Origin of the sequence: Edaphosphingomonas haloaromaticamans (assembly GCF_001853345.1) — a bacterium.
In the GTDB taxonomy this organism is placed as follows: domain Bacteria; phylum Pseudomonadota; class Alphaproteobacteria; order Sphingomonadales; family Sphingomonadaceae; genus Sphingomonas_E; species Sphingomonas_E fennica.
Genome location: NZ_MIPT01000001.1, coordinates 3,043,876 through 3,062,473, shown reverse-complemented (window position 1 = coordinate 3,062,473; position 18,598 = coordinate 3,043,876). Strand labels below are relative to the sequence as shown.

The 18,598-nt window shown below is 66.7% G+C and carries 19 protein-coding genes; 6 read left to right on the top strand and 13 right to left on the bottom strand.

Going from position 1 to position 18,598, the window contains the following annotated elements; genetic code table 11:
* Positions 1–50 precede the first annotated feature (50 nt).
* Genes rfbB through BHE75_RS14085 form a run of 8 tightly spaced genes read right to left on the bottom strand, consistent with a single transcriptional unit; the run spans position 51 to position 7,527 of the window.
* Positions 51–1,124 carry a dTDP-glucose 4,6-dehydratase gene (gene rfbB, locus BHE75_RS14120; RefSeq protein WP_070934266.1) on the bottom strand — a complete coding sequence of 358 codons (1,074 nt, stop codon included), beginning with the start codon at positions 1,122–1,124 and terminating at the stop codon, positions 51–53.
* A 1-nt stretch (position 1,125) separates the two neighbouring features.
* Positions 1,126–1,983 (bottom strand): dTDP-4-dehydrorhamnose reductase, encoded by an 858-nt coding sequence (rfbD, locus tag BHE75_RS14115; protein WP_070934265.1) that lies wholly within the window; start codon positions 1,981–1,983, stop codon positions 1,126–1,128.
* On the bottom strand, positions 1,980–2,522 hold the full coding sequence (rfbC, locus tag BHE75_RS14110) for a dTDP-4-dehydrorhamnose 3,5-epimerase (RefSeq protein WP_139181731.1): 543 nt from the start codon (positions 2,520–2,522) through the stop codon (positions 1,980–1,982). Before rfbC ends, rfbD begins: the two co-directional genes overlap by 4 nt.
* Positions 2,522–3,409 (bottom strand): glucose-1-phosphate thymidylyltransferase RfbA, encoded by an 888-nt coding sequence (gene rfbA / locus BHE75_RS14105; RefSeq protein ID WP_070934263.1) that lies wholly within the window; start codon positions 3,407–3,409, stop codon positions 2,522–2,524. Before rfbA ends, rfbC begins: the two co-directional genes overlap by 1 nt.
* 7 nt (positions 3,410–3,416) lie before the next feature.
* The gene (locus BHE75_RS14100) at positions 3,417–4,214 is read right to left on the bottom strand and encodes a CpsD/CapB family tyrosine-protein kinase (protein ID WP_015457413.1); all 798 of its coding nucleotides are present in this window, start codon (positions 4,212–4,214) and stop codon (positions 3,417–3,419) included.
* A 45-nt stretch (positions 4,215–4,259) separates the two neighbouring features.
* Complete coding sequence (locus tag BHE75_RS14095; RefSeq protein ID WP_015457412.1) at positions 4,260–5,705, bottom strand: GumC family protein; 1,446 nt, start codon at positions 5,703–5,705, stop codon at positions 4,260–4,262.
* Positions 5,702–6,916: a hypothetical protein gene (locus tag BHE75_RS14090; RefSeq protein WP_070934262.1), complete on the bottom strand. Its 1,215-nt coding sequence runs from the start codon at positions 6,914–6,916 to the stop codon at positions 5,702–5,704. Before BHE75_RS14090 ends, BHE75_RS14095 begins: the two co-directional genes overlap by 4 nt.
* Positions 6,913–7,527: a polysaccharide biosynthesis/export family protein gene (locus tag BHE75_RS14085; protein WP_070935901.1), complete on the bottom strand. Its 615-nt coding sequence runs from the start codon at positions 7,525–7,527 to the stop codon at positions 6,913–6,915. Before BHE75_RS14085 ends, BHE75_RS14090 begins: the two co-directional genes overlap by 4 nt.
* Positions 7,528–8,152: 625 nt before the next feature.
* Between BHE75_RS14085 and BHE75_RS14080 the strand changes: the two genes are divergently transcribed.
* Genes BHE75_RS14080 through BHE75_RS14070 form a run of 3 tightly spaced genes read left to right on the top strand, consistent with a single transcriptional unit; the run spans position 8,153 to position 11,944 of the window.
* A complete protein-coding gene (locus BHE75_RS14080; protein WP_070934261.1) occupies positions 8,153–9,736 on the top strand; it encodes a tetratricopeptide repeat protein in 1,584 nt (527 codons plus the stop codon).
* Positions 9,733–11,205: an undecaprenyl-phosphate glucose phosphotransferase gene (locus BHE75_RS14075; RefSeq protein ID WP_015457407.1), complete on the top strand. Its 1,473-nt coding sequence runs from the start codon at positions 9,733–9,735 to the stop codon at positions 11,203–11,205. The genes BHE75_RS14080 and BHE75_RS14075 overlap by 4 nt, the downstream gene beginning before the upstream one ends.
* Positions 11,195–11,944: a WecB/TagA/CpsF family glycosyltransferase gene (locus BHE75_RS14070; RefSeq protein WP_070934260.1), complete on the top strand. Its 750-nt coding sequence runs from the start codon at positions 11,195–11,197 to the stop codon at positions 11,942–11,944. Before BHE75_RS14075 ends, BHE75_RS14070 begins: the two co-directional genes overlap by 11 nt.
* An 88-nt stretch (positions 11,945–12,032) precedes the next feature.
* On the opposite strand, the gene BHE75_RS14065 is transcribed toward BHE75_RS14070, so the two are convergent.
* Positions 12,033–12,935, bottom strand: a complete 903-nt coding sequence (locus tag BHE75_RS14065; protein WP_438830625.1) for a peptidyl-prolyl cis-trans isomerase — start codon at positions 12,933–12,935, stop codon at positions 12,033–12,035.
* A gap of 168 nt (positions 12,936–13,103) precedes the next feature.
* Here BHE75_RS14065 and BHE75_RS14060 point away from each other — a divergent pair, with 168 nt between their 5' ends.
* Positions 13,104–13,355 carry an XrtV sorting system accessory protein gene (locus BHE75_RS14060; protein WP_015457404.1) on the top strand — a complete coding sequence of 84 codons (252 nt, stop codon included), beginning with the start codon at positions 13,104–13,106 and terminating at the stop codon, positions 13,353–13,355.
* A gap of 88 nt (positions 13,356–13,443) precedes the next feature.
* On the opposite strand, the gene epsI is transcribed toward BHE75_RS14060, so the two are convergent.
* Both epsI and xrtV read right to left on the bottom strand, forming a co-directional pair.
* Entirely contained in the window at positions 13,444–14,160 is a 717-nt protein-coding gene (epsI, locus tag BHE75_RS14055; RefSeq protein ID WP_015457403.1) for an exosortase-associated protein EpsI, V-type, read from the bottom strand.
* Positions 14,157–15,140: an exosortase V gene (gene xrtV / locus BHE75_RS14050; protein ID WP_368073066.1), complete on the bottom strand. Its 984-nt coding sequence runs from the start codon at positions 15,138–15,140 to the stop codon at positions 14,157–14,159. The genes epsI and xrtV overlap by 4 nt, the downstream gene beginning before the upstream one ends.
* Before the next feature lie 300 nt (positions 15,141–15,440).
* Here xrtV and BHE75_RS14045 point away from each other — a divergent pair, with 300 nt between their 5' ends.
* Positions 15,441–16,046, top strand: coding sequence for a hypothetical protein (locus BHE75_RS14045; protein WP_236626843.1), 606 nt, complete (start codon positions 15,441–15,443; stop codon positions 16,044–16,046).
* Here BHE75_RS14045 and BHE75_RS14040 read toward each other — a convergent pair.
* Complete coding sequence (locus BHE75_RS14040) at positions 16,026–16,571, bottom strand: CAP domain-containing protein (protein ID WP_015457400.1); 546 nt, start codon at positions 16,569–16,571, stop codon at positions 16,026–16,028. The two genes, BHE75_RS14045 and BHE75_RS14040, sit on opposite strands and share 21 nt — an antisense overlap.
* Before the next feature lie 166 nt (positions 16,572–16,737).
* On the opposite strand from BHE75_RS14040, the gene BHE75_RS14035 reads away from it, so the two are divergent.
* Positions 16,738–17,499, top strand: coding sequence for a metallophosphoesterase family protein (locus BHE75_RS14035; RefSeq protein WP_070934258.1), 762 nt, complete (start codon positions 16,738–16,740; stop codon positions 17,497–17,499).
* 10 nt (positions 17,500–17,509) lie between these two features.
* On the opposite strand, the gene galE is transcribed toward BHE75_RS14035, so the two are convergent.
* On the bottom strand, positions 17,510–18,520 hold the full coding sequence (galE, locus tag BHE75_RS14030) for a UDP-glucose 4-epimerase GalE (RefSeq protein WP_070934257.1): 1,011 nt from the start codon (positions 18,518–18,520) through the stop codon (positions 17,510–17,512).
* Between the last annotated feature and the right edge of the window lie 78 nt (positions 18,521–18,598).

The following is an 18,598-nucleotide window of genomic DNA, read 5'->3' as shown; positions in this document are numbered from 1 at the left end:
GGATAGATGTAAAATCGTTACGGGGGAAAGCGATTCGATTCGGGTCCGGATCAATCCCGCACGCGCGCGGCACGGCCCTGGATCGCGCGCCACCAGCCTTCATTGGCGAGATACCATTGCAGCGTCGCCTGGAAATGCTCCGCAAAGCCGTGGGCGGCGGCATAGCCCAGCTCGCGCCGGGCCTTGCCCTCGTCGATGGCGTAGCGGCGGTCATGGCCGGGCCGGTCGGTGACGTGGGTCTTGAGCGTGGCGGTCGGCCGGTCCTTCGCGGGCGGCGCATCGGGGAAGCGGCGGGCGAGATCGGGATCGGCGGCGAAGGCGGCGTCCACCGCCGCGCACAGCGTATCGATCACCTGCAGGTTCGCCAGTTCCTGCCCGCCGCCGATGCAATAGGTTTCGCCCGCGCGCCCGCGTTCCAGCGCCAGCTCGATCCCGCGCACATGATCGCCGACATAAAGCCAGTCGCGCACCTGCATGCCATCGCCGTAGATCGGCAGGTTGCGGCCGCTGAGCGCATTCAGGATGAACAGCGGGATCAGCTTTTCGGGAAACTGGTAGGGGCCGTAATTGTTCGAGCAGTTGGTGGTGACGACATCCAGCCCGAAGCTGTGATGATAAGCGCGAACGAGGTGGTCGGACGCCGCCTTGCTGGCGGAATAGGGCGAATTGGGCGCATAGGCCGTGGTTTCGCGGAAAGGCGGGTCCTGCGGCCCCAGCGTGCCGAACACCTCATCGGTGGAGATATGGTGGAAGCGGTGGGGGGTGCCGCTGCCCTTGTCCAGCCAGGCCGCGCGGGCGGCCTCCAGCAGCACCAGCGTGCCACGGACATTGGTGTCGACGAAGGCGGCCGGCCCCGAAAGCGATCGATCGACATGGCTTTCGGCCGCGAAATGGACGATGCGATCGATCGCATGATCGGCCATCAGCCGGCTCACCAGCGCCTCGTCGCGAATATCGCCTTCGACGAAGACGATATCCTCCACGCCGTCCAGGCTGGGGCGGTTGCCGGCATAAGTGAGCGCGTCGAGCACGACGATGCCGTCATCCGGCCGGCTGGCGCGCCAGTGGCGGACGAAGTTCGCGCCGATGAAACCGGCGCCGCCGGTGATGAGCAGGTTGGCCATTTCAGTTCCTTCGGGCGGCCATCGCGGCGCGCAGTTCCTCGCGCCAGTGGCGCGCGATGCCGGTGATGCCCCAGGCCGCGCTCTTGTCGAGCAGCGAGAAAGCGGGGCGGGCCGCGGGGGTGGGATAATCGGCGGTGGCGATGGGCCGGACGGCGGCGGCGCGGACGGGGAGGCCCGCGGCGATCGCCTCTTCCCGGATGGCGACGGCGAAATCATACCAGCTCGCGACGCCGGCGTCCGTCCAGTGGAGGACGCCGCGCGCGTCCGCCATGGCGAGCGCCCACAGGGCATGCGCCAGCGAGGCGGCGTGGGTGGGGGTGCCGACCTGGTCGGCAACGACGGCAAGCTCGTCCCGCTCGGCCATCAATCGCAGCATGGTTTCCAGGAAGTTGCGGCCATGCGCGGCATAGACCCAGGCGGTGCGGACCACCAGCACATCGGCATGTTCAGCCAGCGCCGCCGCCTCGCCGGCCAGCTTGGTGGCGCCATATACGGAAAGCGGCGCGGTGGAATCCGCGGGGCGATAGGGGCGGGAGGCGGTGCCGTCGAACACGAAATCGGTGGAGACATGGACCAGCCGTGCGCCGACCGAACCCGCCGCGCGGGCGAGATAGCCGGGGCCATCGGCGTTGATGCGGCGGGCGGCATCCCGTTCCGTTTCCGCCTTGTCCACGGCGGTATAGGCGGCGGCGTTGACGATCAGCGCCGGGCGGAGGCGATGCACGGCATCCTCGACGGCGGCTTCATCGCCGATATCGAGGGCCGCCCGATCCAGCCCGATCGCCTCCACGCGGGGCGGGGCGGACGCCAGCAGCGCGCGGCCGAGCTGGCCGGCGGCGCCTGTGACCAGCACCCTCATGCGTAGGTGGGGGCGTCCGCCAGCGGCAGGCCGGCGGCATCCTTGGCGGAAAGGGCGGGTTCCATCTCCAGCGGCCAGGCGATGCCGATCGCCGGATCGTTCCACAGCAGGCTATGCTCGTCGGCCGGATCGTAGAAGGTCGTGACCTTATACTGGAACTCCGTCCTGTCCTCGAGCGCCAGGAAGCCGTGGGCGAAGCCGGGCGGTATCCAGAACAAGCGGGGCTCATCCTCCGACAGCGGCACCGCCTGCCAGCGGCCGAAGGTGGGGGAGGATCGGCGCAGATCGACCACCACGTCATAAGCCCGGCCGCGCGTGACGCGGACCAGCTTGCCCTGCGGATTCTTGAGCTGATAATGCAGGCCGCGCAGCACGCCCGCGGCCGAGCGGCTGTGATTGTCCTGCACGAAGCTTTCGCTGAAACCGGCATCGGCGAACCGGCGCTGGTTCCAGCTTTCCAGGAAGAAACCGCGATCGTCGCCGAAGCGATCGAGATCGAACAGCTTGAGCCCCAGCAGATCGAGATCGGTGACGATCATCAGGCACCTTCCTCCAGCAGGCGGAGCAGGTAGCGGCCGTAGCCGCTCTTTTCGAGGGGGCGGGCGATGGCGCGGAGGGCATCGTCGTCGATGAAGCCCTGGCGCCAGGCGATTTCCTCGGGACAGCTGATCTTGAGGCCCTGCCGTTCCTCGACGATCCGCACATAATTGGCGGCGTCGAGCAGCGCGCCGTGGGTGCCGGTATCGAGCCAGGCGAAGCCACGGCCCAATTGGGTGACGTGGAGCTTGCCGGCTTCAAGATAGAGGCGGTTGAGATCGGTGATCTCCAGCTCGCCACGGGCGGAGGGGCGGAGCGTCGCGGCCAGCGCGGGCGCATCGGCATCGTAGAAATAAAGGCCCGTGACCGCCTGGTTGGACCTGGGCTGGACCGGCTTTTCCTCGATCGTTTCCGCCCGGCCCGTGGCATCGAAGGAAACCACGCCATAGGCCGTGGGATCGCTGACGCTGGTGGAAAAGACGGTGGCGCCTTCCGTCCGCGCGTCCGCCGCGCGGAGCAGTTCGGGAAAGCCATGGCCGTAGAACAGGTTATCACCCAGCACGAGGGCCGACGGCGCATCCCCCACGAAATCCGCGCCGATATGATAGGCCTGGGCCAGCCCTTCCGGCTTCGGCTGGATGGCATATCGGATGGCGAGGCCCCATTGGCCGCCATCGCCCAGCAGGTTGCGGAAGCCCGCCGCCTGATCGGGCGCGGTGATGACCAATATCTCGCGGATGCCGGCGAGCATCAGCACCGTCAGCGGATAATAGATCATCGGCTTGTCATAGACGGGCATCAGCTGCTTGCTGACCGAATGGGTCAGCGGGTGCAGCCTGGTGCCCGATCCTCCTGCGAGGATGATGCCGCGCCGGCCGGTTTCCGCCATGATGTTCCTAGCTGTAATATTCGGCGTACTTCTGGCTCTGGCCGTAGCCATAGCCATAATCGTCGCCCATCAGGCCCCCCTGGTAGCGATTGAGCACCGTGCCCAGGCACGGCGCGGGCGAAAGCAGGGCGAAGGTGTCGCGCACCTGCTTGCGGGTCGTCACCCCTTCCTCGACCACGAGGATGTAGGCATCGATCTTCTGCGCGATGATGACCGCATCGTCATTGGCGAAGACGGGCGGCAGATCGCACAGGCACATGCTGTTGTCCGGCAGGCGGCGCATGTCCTCGATCAGCCGGTCCATCGGCGCGCCGGCAAGAAGCTCCGCCGAATGATGCTGGTTTTCGAAGCTGGGGAACAGGCTGAGCCGTTCGCCCGCGACATCGCGCGCGACCGAGGTGAGATCCGGGATGCGGCCGTCGAGATAGTCGGTCACGCCGACTTCGCCTTCCAGCCCGAAATATTCGGCCAGCGAGGAACGACGAAGGTCGAAATCGAACAGATAGGTATGCATCTCCGGCGTGCGGGCCATCGCGGCTGCCAGATTGCAGGCGATGAACGATTTGCCCACGCGCGGGGTGGCCGATGTGATCCCGATCACCCGCCAGTTGCGGCTGCGCGCCAGCTTCAGCACCTGCGAACGCAGCAGGTTGAACGGCCGGGAGCGCTGATCCCGGCTGTTGAAGCCGTAGATATGCTTGTCCAGCAGCCCTTCGATCGGCGTTTCCACCGTCGCCGTGCCCGGCGGCGGGATCACCGACGGAAGCAGCTGGCTGGCCTGGCCTTCGATGCTTTCAACACTCAAGACTGCACTTCCTTCGATTGAGCATCCGCATCCGAAAGGGCGGCATCATGCCGTCTTGGCCGGCTTCTTGCGACGCCAGAACAGATAGCGATGCCATCTGGGCTCGCTGTCGCGGAAGGTGGGCACGACGACAAGCGGCGCCACGCCCAGCAGGTTCTGGAGCGCGGCGACGCCACGGATCGGCCTCAGCAGCAATTCCCACAGCATGGCCAGCACCAGCCCCAGTGCGGCGCCCCCGGCGATTCCGCCGAGGATCAGCATCGGCCGGTTGGGGGAGCTGGGCTTGTCCGGCACCACGGGCGGATCGATCACCGTCAGCCGCTCGCCGCGCTGCTCGCTTTCCATCTTGGCCGATGCCTGGGCGGCCATGAGGTTGGCCGAGACGCGATCATAATTGGCGCGCAGGCCATCGGCCCGGGCCTGGAGCTGGGCGATCTGCTCCATCACCAGCGGGGCCGCCGACTGCGCGGCGATCGCGGCGCTGGAGCGGGATTGTTCGGCCCCGCGCGCGGCCTGGAGCTGCGCGATGGTGGCGTTGTTGGCGGCGATCTGCGCGCCGACCGAGGAGCCGCGCATGTTCGTCGCCACCCGCGCGGTCGCCGCCTGGCGCGCCTCGCGCAGGCGTTGCTCGGCAAGCTTCACGTCGGGATGGTTATCCGAATAGACCGCTTTGGCGTTATCCAGCTGCTGGGTGGCGGCGACCACCGCGGGATCGAAATCGACCGAAGCCTGCGTGCGCGCCTGCGCCTGCAACTGGGCGTTCTCGCGCTGGAGCTGGGCGATCTGCGTATCGTAGGACCCGCTGCTCATCACCGGCCCGCCGGCGTTGGAGAGCGCCATGCCGTTGCGGGCCTTGATTTCCTCGATCTGCTTTTCGAGGCCCTGGAGCTGCCCCTGGATGCTGGCCGCCTGATCCTGAAGGAAGGTGACGGTGCCGGCGGCAGCCGCGGCGGAGCCCGCGGAATCGAGCTTCAGCAGCCGTTCGACGAAATCCTGCGCGACCAGCTGGGCGCGCACCGGATCAGAATAGTTGAACGCCAGCGAGAAGGCGATCGTCGACGAGCCCCGGTTGGAGGAACGCTCGATATCCGCGTTCACCGGGGCGATGAACGTCGATGCCCGCATCTTGTCGATGATTTCCGACAAGGGCTGCGAACGCCGTTCGGCGGGGTAGAGATTGTTGTTCTGGATAAGCTCGATCAGGTCGGGCCGGCTGAGGATCTGCTGGCGGATCTTGGCGATGCGCTGGTCGATCAGGCTGGTGAGCGGCGATCCCACCAGATTCTGCGGCAGTTCCTGAGATTCGACCAGCAGCATCGCGCTGGAGCGATAGGTGGCCGGCATGAAGATGGCGGCGGCAAGGCCCGCGACCGTGCCCGCCAGCAGCGGCGCCAGCACGAACCAGCGGCGCTGCCAGAGAATGGTGGGCAGATGGCCGAGGAGGTTTTCCGAAACCTCTTCCGCGTCCTGCCCCGGCAGATTGGCGTTCATCGACGATCACCCAACGTATAAGCCAGCCCCAGCCTGCCCGAAATATCCGCTGGAGGCGAGACCGTTGAACGATATATGTCGCGATAGCCCACATAGGCCGTGACCCGGAGGCGTTCGTTGAGGCTGCGCGAATATAAGGTCGATACCGTCAGATAATCGCGCGATCCCGAGGTGGGCAGCGCCGCGTTGCCGTTGCGCGAATAGGATATCCGGCTGGACAGCGAGCTGCGTTCGCTGAGCTTGTAGCTGTGGGTCAGATGGCCCTCGGTCTCGTTGCGCACTCCGCCGAAGCCCGTGGCCGTGGTGCTGCGCGAGCCGCCGATGCAGAGATTGCCCCTCGATCCTTCGCGGCAGACCTCGATATTGCCGGTGAAGGCGGTGCTGTTGTCGTTCCCGGTCAGCAGCTTGCGCTGCGTGAAGGAGACGCCGGCCCCGGCGGCCAGCGTCCAGCCGCCGCCGAAGCGCCGCGAATAAGTGAGCTGCGGGCTGATGATCCGCGAATCCCGGCCGGCGGCTTCATAATCCACCTCGGTATAGGTGACCGACGCGCCCAGCGACGAGGTTTCCGAGATGGCGTGGCTGTAGCCCAGCGTGCCGCCATAGGAGACATAATCCTGCCCGACCTCGATCGGCAGGCGGCTATTGTCCGGATAGTCGCTCTTGGTGGCGCGGAAATCGGCGGACCAGCTGTCGCGGGCATTGGGCCGGTAGGTGAGGCCGGCCGATCCGTTGAGCATGTGGCGGCGCTGGCGTGCGCCGATCAGGCCGATATCGGGATTTTCGGGCAGTTCCGGATCGACGAGGTCGCCATCCGGATCGTCCGCGCCGACGATCGAGCTGTCGAAGGAGAGCAGGGCGCGCGCATCGATCTTCTCGCTCAGCTGGCGGGTGGCCCGGACCGAGCCGCCATAGGCGTTGGAATCGTTGTAGCGGCGGAAATATTCGGTGCGGCGGTAATAGGTCGTGATGTCGGTGCGCCCCCGCGCGCCGGTGATCGCCAGGCTGGGGCGGATCGCGCCCTCCACGAAGCCGCTATCCTTATCCCCGACATCGTTGAGGAAAGGATTGCTGGCATAGCCGGCGGAGGCCGAGACATCGACCTTGCCGGTGATTTCCGCGCGCGCGGTCGCAAGCGGCGCGGTTACCGCCAGGCCGGCGGCGGCGATGTGGATGGCGGCTGGACGACGGCGACGCGAACCCTTCAGGCTCATGGGACGATCACCGTATCGCCGCTCTGAAGCTGGGGCAGGCCATCGGCGGCCAGATCGGCGCTGCTGGGCGATCCGCGCAGCGCGCCAGACAGGCGCACCTTCATCGGCACGAGATGGTCGCCCTGCTTGCGCAGGATGGTGACGTTGGAGACATCGGCGAACTCGGTCGGCCCGCCGGCAATGCCGATCGCCTCGAGCACGTTGATATATTTGCCCGGCGTGAAGCTGCCCGGCGACCGGACCTTGCCGATCACCGACACCTGCATGCCGGAGGGCGAGCGCACGGAGACCGTGACCTGCGGCACCTGGCCGCGATACTGCGCCTCCAGCCCCTTGGAGATCACCTGTTCCAGATCGGTCGGCAGCTTGTTGAGCGCGTCGATTCGGCCGACGAGCGGGAAGCTGAACGTGCCGTCCGGCAGCACGCGGATGGTGCGCTGCAACCGCTCCTCGCCCCAGACATAGACTTCAAGCTCGTCGCCCGGATTGATGCGATAGGCCTTGAGCTGCTGGGCGGGCGGGGCGGCCGCCGGCTTGTCCTGGGCGATGGCGGGCGCGGCCACCGGAACGACAAGAAGGGCGGCGGCCAATATGTTTTCGCGCAATTTCATGGTCTCGATGTCCCATCCCCGCTGGACTTCGTGAAGCAAGCCCATATCGCATGACGGTTTCGCACCGCCACATAAAAAAGAAAAGGCCGGCACGTTCGCGAGCCCCCAAGACGCGACGAGCCGGATCGATCCGCTTTGTTATCCCGGCCGAAGGTTCGACAACGCGGCCGGCGCCATCTTCTCCCATCGACGGCCGAAAGATGCACGGTAACGCTGAAAGTTCCATTAACGAAACATTCCGCAATGCGCGTTATCCCGGAAGCGGGCGCCTGCGCGCCGGGATCGCCGCTGGCCGATCCGCGCGGGCATCTGTCGCCCCGGCGTGGCCGGGAAGGGATGAATTCACGGAATGGGCGTTTGTAAGGGAAGCATTTGTTAGGTTATTGGGGAAGTGCGCGCGTAGATGCGGATGTTGATCGGAACAACTCGATCGATCATCCGATTTTTCGCGCGGACGGGCAGATCGTCCATCTGCAACACAGCGAAGAGGCCGGCCGGATGCCCGACAGACCTGCGATGGACAGCCTGCGGCCGGAAGGCCGCGCGACCTTCCTCATGTTGCCCCTGGACAGCGCGCGATACGCGTCCGTCATCTGAGCGCAGCATGGGACGGTCGCCGGGATCTATGACGACGTGGCGCCTTGCCGGCGCGCTTGCCCTGGCGCTGGCGCTGGGCGGGTGCGGATCGCCTGGGGAAAGGGCGGCCGCCGCCGCCGCGCGGGCGGACCAGCTTTTCCAGGCGGGCGATACGTGGAGCGCCGTCACCACGATCCGCGAGGCGCTGGCCCTGCGCGACGATGTCGCCAGCTACTGGCTGCTGCTGGCGCGGATCGAGATGGCGCGGCGCAACTATGCCGGCGCCTATGCGGCCTATGTCCGTTCGCTGGAGCTGGAGCATGGCAATCAGGAAGCGCTGCACGCCGCCGCGGAACTGGCCTTCGCGGGCGGGGACACGGTTGCGGCGGACAAATATGCCGACCAGCTTCTCGCGCTGAACGCGCAGAACGGCCGCGCCTTGCTGGTGAAGGCATCGGTGGCGCTGAAGCAGGGGCGACTGGACGATGCCGATGGCTTCATTAGCCAGGTGCAGGCGCTTTCCCCCGACGATCAGGGCGCGCAATTGCTGCGCGCGCGGCTGCTTTCGGTCCGCAACCAGAATGAGGAGGCGGTGGCCATCCTCGACAAGCTGGCGGCACGCAACGGCGATAACGCTCCGACATTGGTCGCGCTGCTCGAAATCTATCGCCGCACCGGGGACAGTGCGAATATCGAGGCGGTGCTGGCGCGCATGGCGAAGCTGACCCCGGACAATGTCGATGCCCAGATCGATTATGCCCGGCAGCTTTATCGGAACGGCAAGAATGCGGAAGCCTTCGCCGTCCTCGATCGCGTCCAGCAGACCAAGCCGGCCGATGTCCTGCTGCAGGCGCGCGTCGCCGACCTGTGGCTGGACGCGGGCGGCGATGCCGTGCCCGCCGAGGCCGTCGCGCGCATAGCGGCCAATGGCACCCCGGCGATGAAGGTCGCGCTGGCGCGTTATCTCCAGGCGCGTGGGCGGGCGGCGGAGGCGGAGCGCATCCTGCGCCCGCTGGCGGCCGACGACCGGATAACGCAGGCGAATGCCGAGGCGCACGCCATCTATGCCATGACCCGCGAGGCGATGGGGCAGAGGGAAGATGCGCTGCGGCGGGCGAATGCGGTGCTGGCGTTCGACGCGACCAATTCGCATGCCCTGCTGCTGCGCGCCCGCATCCGCATGGCCGGCAAGGACCTGGACGGTGCGCTGGCCGATGCCCGGCTGCTCCAGCGCGACAATCCCGATCTGGCGAGCACGCCGATCGTGCTGGCCGAAATCTACGGCCTGCGGCAGCAGGACGGCCTCGCCACCGGCACGTTCGAACGCGCGCTGCAGGATTTCCCCGGCAATGTCGATGTGCTGGCGGCCTATGTAAACTATCTGATCTCGTCCAACCGCAGATCGCAGGCGATGCAGGTGGCGGAGACCTTTACGGGGCGCAATCCCGATCTGGTGCCGGGATGGAAGATCCGGGCGGATCTGTGCGCGGGCGCCCACGATGCCGATTGCATCCGCACCGTCGCCGCCGCGCTTTCGAAGCTGAAGGGCGGCGATGCGGTGATGCGGGGGCTGCCCGCCGATCCGGCCCGCGAGAGCGCCGGCGGCGAACCCGCCCGGAGGCGCGCCGCATGACGCCGCCGACCGGCCAGATCGCCGTGCCGCGCGGCGGGGACGTTCCCGCGACGCCGAAGGTGCGCTTCACCTCCAACGTCATCGCATCGATGGCGGTGGTGACGGACTTCATCTGCCTCTTGCTGGCGGTGCCGATCAGCCTGTTCGTCTACGACCTGCTGGTGGGCGACCTGTTCGATGCGTCGATCCACAGCACGGCGGCGATCATCGCGGCGGTGAACTTCTTCCTGATCCGCCTTTCGCGCGATGCCTATAGCAGCCCGATGGCGCGCGGCGGCGAGGCGCATCAGGGCGGCGTGCTGGATTATATGATCGCGTCGATCCTGGTGGTCGCGACGATCTGGCAGCTCGGCATGCTCGACATGTTCTCGCGCGGGGTGATCCTGGCCTACATCGCCAGCGTGCTGATGCTGCTCTACCTCGGCACGTTCGTGCTGCGTGGCGCGATCGCATTGCTGGTGCGGGCCGGCTATATCGGCCAGCGCATCGTGATCTACGGCGCGGACGAGGATGTATCGCAGCGCGCGCTGACCCTGCTGGACGTGGAGCGGCTGCCCTATCTCTCCATCGTCGGGGTGGCGGACGGCCGCAAGACGCGGCTGGGCGAGGGGGCGATGCGCGTGCCTTTCCTGGGCGGGCTGGATGCCGTGGTCGACCTTGCCCGGCGCGGGGAGGTGGATCAGGTGCTGATCGCGCTCCCCAAGATCACCCAGGAACGGCTGGACGAGATATTGGCCGACCTGGCCGAGGTGGCGATCGATATCTGCCTGATCCCACGGGAATCGGTGGAGCTGACCACCCAATATGAGATGAAGTTCATCGGCACCGTGCCGATCCTGGCGCTGTGGCAGCGGCCGATCCGCGACTGGCACGGCATATTGAAGGCGGCCGAGGATCGGGGGCTGGCGCTGATCGGCATCGCCCTGCTTTCGCCCCTGCTGATCGGGACGGCGCTGGCGATCCGCCTGACGAGCCCCGGGCCGATATTGTTCAAGCAGCGGCGCTTCGGCTTCAACAATGTCGAGATCGAGGTGCTGAAGTTCCGGTCCATGTATGTCGACCGGGGCGATGCGACGGGCGCGGCCCGCACCACGCGCAACGACGATCGCGTGACATCGGTGGGGCGCATCATCCGCCGGCTGAGCATCGACGAGCTGCCGCAGCTTTTCAACGTGCTGCGCGGCGACATGTCGATCGTCGGGCCGCGGCCGCACGCCACCCACATGAAGGTGGGCGACGCTTATTATTTCGATGCGGTGAAGGGATATGCCGCGCGCCACCGGGTGAAGCCGGGGATCACCGGCCTGGCCCAGGTGCGTGGCCTGCGCGGCGAGATCGATACGATCGAGCGGGCGCGCCAGCGCGTGGAATATGACCGTTATTATATCGACAACTGGTCGCTGGCGCTGGATTTCCGCATCATCCTCGAAACCGTGTTCAAGGTGATCTGGGACAAGGATGCCTACTGATCCCGCCGCGGTGCAGCGCTATCTGGACGTGGATTTCGACCGGCGGGGCATGGAGGAACTGGTCTCCGCGCTGGCGGATCGGCCGGCCGACGCGCCTTTTGCCTATGTCGTCACCCCCAATGTCGATCATGTGATCCGCCTCCATGGCGAAGGACGGGACGAGCGGCTGGCGGAAGCCTATGCCCACGCGCTGGCGCGGCCGTGCGACAGCCGCATCCTCGCGCGGCTGGCGGCGCTGGAGGGCATTCGCCTGGCCGTGGCGCCCGGCAGCGATCTGACCGCGCGGCTGCTGGCGGCGGTGCGGCCGGGCGATCGCATCGCCATCATCGGCGGCGATGGCGAGACGGCGGGGCAGGTGGCGCCGCTGGTGCCCGGCGCCGAGATCGTCCAGCATGTGCCGCCGATGGGCCTGCGCACCAACAAGGCGGCGCTTGCGGAGGCCGCCGCTTTCGTCGCGGCCGCGAAGGCGCGCTTCGTCTTCCTGGCCGTCGGCTGCCCGCAGCAGGAATATCTGGCGCTGGAGATCGCCCGGCGCGGCGATGCGACGGGGCTGGGCCTGTGCATCGGCGCGTCGATCGATTTCCTGACGGGCCGTGCCCGCCGCGCGCCGCGCTGGATGCAGCGGGCGGGGCTGGAATGGAGTTATCGCCTGCTTTCCGAGCCGCGCCGGCTGTGGCGCCGCTATCTGGTGGAAGGGCCGCGCATCTTCCGCATCGCCTGGCGCGCGCGGCGGGGCTGACCGAAGGCCGCCCGGCAGAGCCGGATAAGGGGATGGGAAGGCGCGGTGCGGACGGAGCCGGGCTCCATCCGCACCGCGCGCGGCGCGATCAGTTGGCGGCCGGGGCAGGNGCCGGGGCTGCTTCCGGTGCCGGGAGGGCCGGCGCCGCGGCGCCCTCGGCCCCCGGCGCGGCAGCCGGAGCACCGGGCGCGGCCGTGCCCTTGGCGCCCGTCTTGGCCGGCGGCTCGTAGCCGGGCTGATATTGGATCTTCGCGGCGTCACGCGCCTGCTTCAGCGTCTTGGTGCTGATTTCGGCGAGGTCGCGGCGGCGAATCGCCTCGGTCGCGGCGGGACGGGCGACTTCGGACGGCGTCGGCGTCGCCTGCTGGCCGGTGATGACGCTGGCATAGACCTTGCCGTTCATCGGGATGATGAAGGGCTCGCCGGCCGGCAGCTTCAGGATCTGGGCCATCACCGCCGGCGGCGTCGTGGCCGAATCGAGCACGGCCGTGCCGCGGCGATACTTGATGCCGAGCGAATCGAGCGACTGCGCGACGGCATCGAGCGTCTTGTCCTTCTGGAGGACGGAAAGGCGCTGGGGGTTCGCCGGCAGATCGAACTGGATCTGGTTGAGGGAGTAGCGTTCGCGCTGCGCGAACATCTGCGGATTTTCCGCGATGAACTTGTCGATGGTCGGGCCATCGGGAATCTTCACGCTGGCGGCGGCCTTCTTGCCGAGCAGGCCGACCAGCAGGTTTTCATCCAGGCGGCGGCGCTGGGTGAGATATTCGGGATCCTTGTCCAGCCCCTGTTCCTTGGCGCGCTGGACCAGGAGCTTGCGATCGATGACGCGCTGGAGGACTTCCTTCATCAGCACTTTCTTGTCGACCGAATCGGGAATATTCTGGCCGGCAAGTTCCGCGTTCAATTCCTGCAGAGACACTTCCTCGCCATTGACGACAGCGACGACCTGGCCTTCCGCTTTCTTTTCGCAGGCGCTGAGCGTCAGCATCATCATTGCCGCCGCACTTGCGAGGATCATCGATTTGGTCTTCACATCATTCTCCCATGCGCCACCAGACCGCCATATCGTTCCTTCCCGCAAATAGCGGAGCCGGGCCGATTGGGGCTGGACTGCTTCGATCTATACAGGCATTCCATCAACAAAAGGGGAAGCTTTTTGGAAACTGTCTTCGACTGGATCACGGTAGCTATATTCGCCGGCCTGATTGTTCTGTTCATGCAGCGATCGACCGGAGATGAACCGCCGCGGGATTCGATATGGCAATATCTAGGCCCGTCGGTGGGCTGCGCGGTAGCCAATTATCTTGGCAACGAGGGCTACCAGCTGGCCGCCGTCGCCGTGATTGCCGCGACCCTGGGTTACATCCTGTTCGTGCTGCGCCCCTTCAACTTCTGGCCCAAGCCCTGAACCTCCATCCGGGGCGGGAGAGAGGCGGGTCGTCCCCGCTATATCCCGCCCGGCGGCCGCCCCACGCGCGCCGGGTGGGCGTGGGGCTTCACGTCCGTCCGATAAGGGCCTGGCGGGCCTTGGCGGGCAGGACGGGAAGCAGCTGATTGGTGAAGTCGTCCAGCATCGTGAGCGCGGCGGAACTGTCCTGCGCGATCGTCGATATGCGGACGAGCACGCCGTCGGGAATCCGGCCCTGGAGATTCTCGTCGATCACGGCGCGGCGCTGCCCCAGCCAGCCCGTGGGGAAGCTGGGGCCGACGCGCGTCCAGTAGATGAGCTGTTCGATGCGCGAGCGCCCTTCCGCCACGATGAAGCGCGTGGGCAGGGTGAATTGTGGGCCGACCCGGACGGGGTGCTCCACCGACTCGGTCAGCGCATAGCCGCTGGCCGGATAGCAGACCTCCGGCCGGTGGACCTGAATCATGCCGTCCTGCCGCCCGCTATAGGCGACGAGCAGCATGACGCCGGTGCCGTCCGGCGCCGTATAGACGCGGGTGACGAGCTGGTCGTAGATGCGCTCGCTCAGCTGGTCGCGCGGCGGCAATACGAGGCCCGAGCTGGTCTCGTAGGTCCAGCGACCGATGCGGTTGGGGATCAGGCTGTCGAGCTTGGTCTTGCCCAGCAGCGACGGGACGGGCTTCGGCTGGCGGGCATAGCATAGCGCCGCCGTGCCCAGCATCACCCCGCCGAGCAGCAGGTTGCGCCGGGAAAGGCCCGAGCCGGGGGCCGCGCGCTCGTCATCGGTGTCGCGCATCGTCGTCATTGCTCGTTCGATCCCGCGATGGCGAGGCGGCGGCGGAGCGGCGAGGCCAACGCGTCCACCGCGAAGATGCCCAGCACCGATATGGCGAACATCGTGACGCCCGCGAAATTATGGACGAAGCCCTGCGCCATCGCTTCCCCGAAATGATAGGTGATCAGCACCAGGATCAGCACGCGCACGAAATTGGCGAATAATTTCACGGGCACGATCGCCAGCATCAGCAGCGCCGCATAGCGCCAGTTCGCATTGTGGCGGATGTAGATGTAGAACAGCCCGATCGCGGACAGGCTGATGAGCGAGTTGAGACCCGCGCAGGCGGCCGCGACGAGAAGCTGATACTGGCCGATCTGGATCGTGACGCCCGAGCCCGCGATCGGATAGCCGAGGAAATAGAGCAGCTCGATCGCCGCCCGCGATATCCATATCTTCAGGGGCTGCGTGACCATCGCCACCACGGTATCGGGCGGCGGGAACACGAACAGCATGTAGAGCAGCGGGAACCAGAGCAGCCGCATCACCGCGCCGCCGGCCGACATGTAGAGGATGGAGAGCAGCGCGCCATACATGGCGAAGCCCTCGATCTCGACGATGTTGGTGATGCGCGCGAAGATGTAGAGCAGCAGCGTGGGCAGCAGCATCGCCACGCCCAGCCAGGGCGAGCCCGGCCGCGCGATGGCGCAGGCGGCGCGCCACTGGCGCAGGATCAGCCACAGGCCGGTGGCGAGCACGATGGGGCCATGGGCGCCCTGTTCGGTCGACCAGCTGTCGCGTGCGACCGACGCCATCGTCGGCAGGGCGATGGCGGCCATGCCCAGCCACAGCGGCCAATCCTTGCGGACGTGCGCAGCGAGCCATGCCCCGAACGAGGGTGCTCCTGGCGCCGGCTTCTTGCTGGTCTCGGCTATGTCGGCGTGAGCGTTCAGGCGGAAATCCTCCGGGCTCCGATATCCAACAAAAGCTGCTGTCCGTCCAGACGGCAATCGACGGGATCGCGGAATCGACCGACAAAGATGCCGATTCGCAGGCTTGTGTTAAATTTTGTAAATAAATCCGACAGCGATTCGATTGTTGGGATCGCGGGTTGCGCAGAAATCTTTAGTTTATGTCCATATTCGGGACATTTGCGGCTGGAACGGCTGCTCCTATGTTTCCATTTGTTACGAGGGAGCGTTATCACGCCCTGATTCGTGGTTAATCTCTCGCCGCGTCTTGGGTTTTAGCCAAAATTGCCCTAACGAACCCTTAAGCGTACGGGTGGGTGCGCGGGGAGGGTTCGTAAAGTGCTGCAATCCATGGTCGCGTCGAAGGCCGCCAAGCTCATGGCGGCCTGTGTATGTCCCGTCGTCGGTTCGGCGGCGCTAACCTTATCCGTTCCGCAGGTGCGCAACGCGGTGCACAAGGCCACCGCGCCCCGGCAATATGCCCTGCCGAAGACCCGCGTGCGCCAGCCCGCGGCGGAAATGGCGGCGGCAAGCCCGGCTGCGATCGCGCCGTGCCCCACGGCGGTGCCGGTGGTGCTCTCGTCGCTCGACCTGCCGATTCCGCAGGCCGACGTGGAAACGCCGATCAGCCTCGCGTCCTTCGATCCGAAGACCTTCAATCCGCCGCGTTCGATCCTGCCGCCGCCGGTGCGGCCGGGCGGGGGCATCTTCCCGGGCGGCCCGACGACGCCGGAAGGCCCCGGTCCGGGCCCCGGCACCGATCCGGAAACGCCGCTGCTGCCCGATGCCAATATCTGGGTCCAGATGATCCTGGGCTTCGGCCTGATCGGCGGGGCGATCCGCTTCAGCCGCCGGCAGCGCTGGGATAAGCAGGCTTCGGCGAAGGTGGACCTCAGCGTCCGTTTCGCGCCGATCGCGCCCGAATCAGAACGGCCGTTCGCCTAGCACGTTGCCGCCCTCGCTATAGCGGCAGACCAGGAAATCATCGTATCGGCCGCGCACCACCGCGCAGCCGACATCGGTGGAGCTGCGCCACATCACCTGGGTGTAATGGGCGATATCCTCCAGCCGCGCGGTGCGGCTGTTGTCGGGGAAGATGCCTGCCTTGAAGAAGCGCTTTTCCGACACCCACAGCCCGACCATGTTTTCCGGCGTGTAATAGCCGCGCGTTCCCGCCCACAGATTCTCCCCCTGCGGATCGGGATCGCTCGGATTGTCGGGCGAGTGCTTGAGGTAGCCGAGGCGCGACAGATAGCGGCCCCACGCCGCCGCATCCCGCGCCAGCCCTTCGTTCCACGTAAGCGGCTGGATGCCCAGCGAGGCGCGTTCGCGATTATGGGCGGCGAGCAGGCGGGAATCGAGGTTGGAGGCGAAATCGGTGCCGCCCTGCAGGAGCGGGCTGGACAGGGCAAGCGCGGCGATCGCGCCCGCGCGCCACATCTTCCGTATTTCGCCGGCGATTCCGCCCATGGCTCCTGTCCCGAACAACTGATGGCAAAAGCATGCGATGGAAATGATTGTTCCCTGGTTGGCGGAAATGGTTAACGATTTGGTTAACATTCGCGGCGGGCTTCGCGGTTAACCATGTTTCTGCTAGGCCTGCCTGGCACCGCATCGCGGGGGACGCCTTTTGGACATGCTTTCCCGAGCCAGCAGCCTGTTGCCATGGAAACGGCGGAGTGCCGTTCCGACGGCCCTTCCCGCCGGGCAGCGGGTCTGCGCGATCGGCGATATCCATGGCTGCCTCGACATGTTCGGCCACCTGCTGGAGCGGATCGACGAGGATCTGGCGATGCGCGGCGGCGGCGCGACCGAGGTGGTGATCCTGGGCGATTTCATCGATCGCGGGCCGGACAGCGCCGCGCTGGTCGAGCTGCTGCGCGCCTTCGACGCCGATTCGGGCGTGACGGTGCTGATGGGCAATCACGAGGCGATGGCCGTGGACGCACTGCGCGGGGGCGATGAGGCCATGGCCCTGTGGCTGGGCAATGGCGGCGGTGAGACGCTGGAAAGCTGGGGCGTGCCGCCGGCGGTGCTCGATGCGGGCGACGTGGAGGCGATTGCCGCCGCGGCGCGGGATATCGTGCCCCAAGATGCGATCGCCTGGCTGGAGGCGCTGCCGCACTACAAGATCGTCGGCGACTATCTGTTCGTGCATGCGGGCGTGCGCCCCGGCGTCCCGATCGCGGACCAGGACCCGCGCGATCTGCTATGGATCCGCGACGAGTTTCTCGACAGCAAGGCGGACCACGGCCATTTCGTGATCCACGGCCATAGCGCGACCGAGCAGGTGCAGGAACGCCGCAACCGTATCGGCATCGATACCGGCGCCTACTGGACGGGCCGGCTGACCGCGCTCTGCCTGGAGGGCACGGATCGCTGGCTGATTTCGACCTGAGGGGAAGCCTTCAGGCCGTCGCTAGATCGGCCAGGTGGCGCTGCCAGCGCAGGGCATCGGCCACGATGACGTCCAGATCGTCGCGCTTCGGCCGCCAGGGCAGGCGAGCGAGGATGGCGGCATTGTCCGCGACCAGCGCGTCGGGATCGCCCGGCCGGCGGGGCAGCATGCGGCGTTCGATCGGGTGGTTGGTGGCGCGATCCACGGCATCCAGCACTTCCAGCACCGAATAGCCCCGGCCATAGCCGCAATTGAGCGTGAAGCTTTCCGTGGGCGCGGCGATCAAGGCTTCCAGCGCGTGGACATGGGCGTCGGCCAGGTCGCTGACATGGATATAGTCGCGCACGCCGGTGCCGTCCGGCGTGGCATAATCGGTGCCGAACACCGCGACATGATCGCGCTGGCCGGTGACGGCTTCGGCTGCGACCTTGATGAGATGGGTGGCGCCCGTGGTCGACTGGCCCGAACGGCCGCCGGGATCGGCGCCCGCCACGTTGAAATAGCGGAGCGCGCCATAGTTCATGGGGTGCGCGGCGGCGACGTCCGCCAGCATCCGTTCCGTCATCAGCTTGGACGCGCCGTAGGGATTGATCGGCGCCTTGGGGGCGTCCTCCCGGATCGGGATGCTTTCGGGGATGCCGTAGGTGGCGGCGGTGGAGGAGAAGATGAAGTGGCGCACCCCGCCCGCGACCGCGCTTTCCAGCAGCGATCGCGTGGCGGCGGTGTTGTTGCGATAATATTTGAGCGGATCGGCGACCGATTCCGGCACCACCACCGATCCGGCGAAATGGAGGATGGCGCCCACGCCATGATCGGCGATGATGCGGCCGACGAGCGCCATATCCTCGATCGCGCCTTCGACGAAGGCGGCGCGGGGATCGACCGCCCAGCGGAAGCCGGTGATGAGATTGTCCAGCACCACCACGCGCCAACCCGCATCCGCGAGCGCCAGCACGGCGTGGCTGCCGATATAGCCGGCCCCGCCCGTCACCATCACCACCGGTCGATCATTTCCGTTCATGCGCACCGCCTGCCATCTGCCTGAAGGGCTTATGCCCAACCATTCGGAAAAGCGTTAGCGCCTGTTTCATCATGCGGA

Coding starts and splice junctions, on each gene's coding strand:
- rfbB (WP_070934266.1), bottom strand. CDS start 1,124: ATGGCCAACCTGCTCATCACCGGCGGCGCCGGTTTCATCGGCGCGAAC.
- rfbD (WP_070934265.1), bottom strand. CDS start 1,983: ATGAGGGTGCTGGTCACAGGCGCCGCCGGCCAGCTCGGCCGCGCGCTG.
- rfbC (WP_139181731.1), bottom strand. CDS start 2,522: ATGATCGTCACCGATCTCGATCTGCTGGGGCTCAAGCTGTTCGATCTC.
- rfbA (WP_070934263.1), bottom strand. CDS start 3,409: ATGGCGGAAACCGGCCGGCGCGGCATCATCCTCGCAGGAGGATCGGGC.
- BHE75_RS14095 (WP_015457412.1), bottom strand. CDS start 5,705: ATGAACGCCAATCTGCCGGGGCAGGACGCGGAAGAGGTTTCGGAAAAC.
- BHE75_RS14090 (WP_070934262.1), bottom strand. CDS start 6,916: ATGAGCCTGAAGGGTTCGCGTCGCCGTCGTCCAGCCGCCATCCACATC.
- BHE75_RS14085 (WP_070935901.1), bottom strand. CDS start 7,527: ATGAAATTGCGCGAAAACATATTGGCCGCCGCCCTTCTTGTCGTTCCG.
- BHE75_RS14080 (WP_070934261.1), top strand. CDS start 8,153: ATGACGACGTGGCGCCTTGCCGGCGCGCTTGCCCTGGCGCTGGCGCTG.
- BHE75_RS14075 (WP_015457407.1), top strand. CDS start 9,733: ATGACGCCGCCGACCGGCCAGATCGCCGTGCCGCGCGGCGGGGACGTT.
- BHE75_RS14070 (WP_070934260.1), top strand. CDS start 11,195: ATGCCTACTGATCCCGCCGCGGTGCAGCGCTATCTGGACGTGGATTTC.
- epsI (WP_015457403.1), bottom strand. CDS start 14,160: ATGACGACGATGCGCGACACCGATGACGAGCGCGCGGCCCCCGGCTCG.
- BHE75_RS14040 (WP_015457400.1), bottom strand. CDS start 16,571: ATGGGCGGAATCGCCGGCGAAATACGGAAGATGTGGCGCGCGGGCGCG.
- BHE75_RS14035 (WP_070934258.1), top strand. CDS start 16,738: ATGCTTTCCCGAGCCAGCAGCCTGTTGCCATGGAAACGGCGGAGTGCC.
- galE (WP_070934257.1), bottom strand. CDS start 18,520: ATGAACGGAAATGATCGACCGGTGGTGATGGTGACGGGCGGGGCCGGC.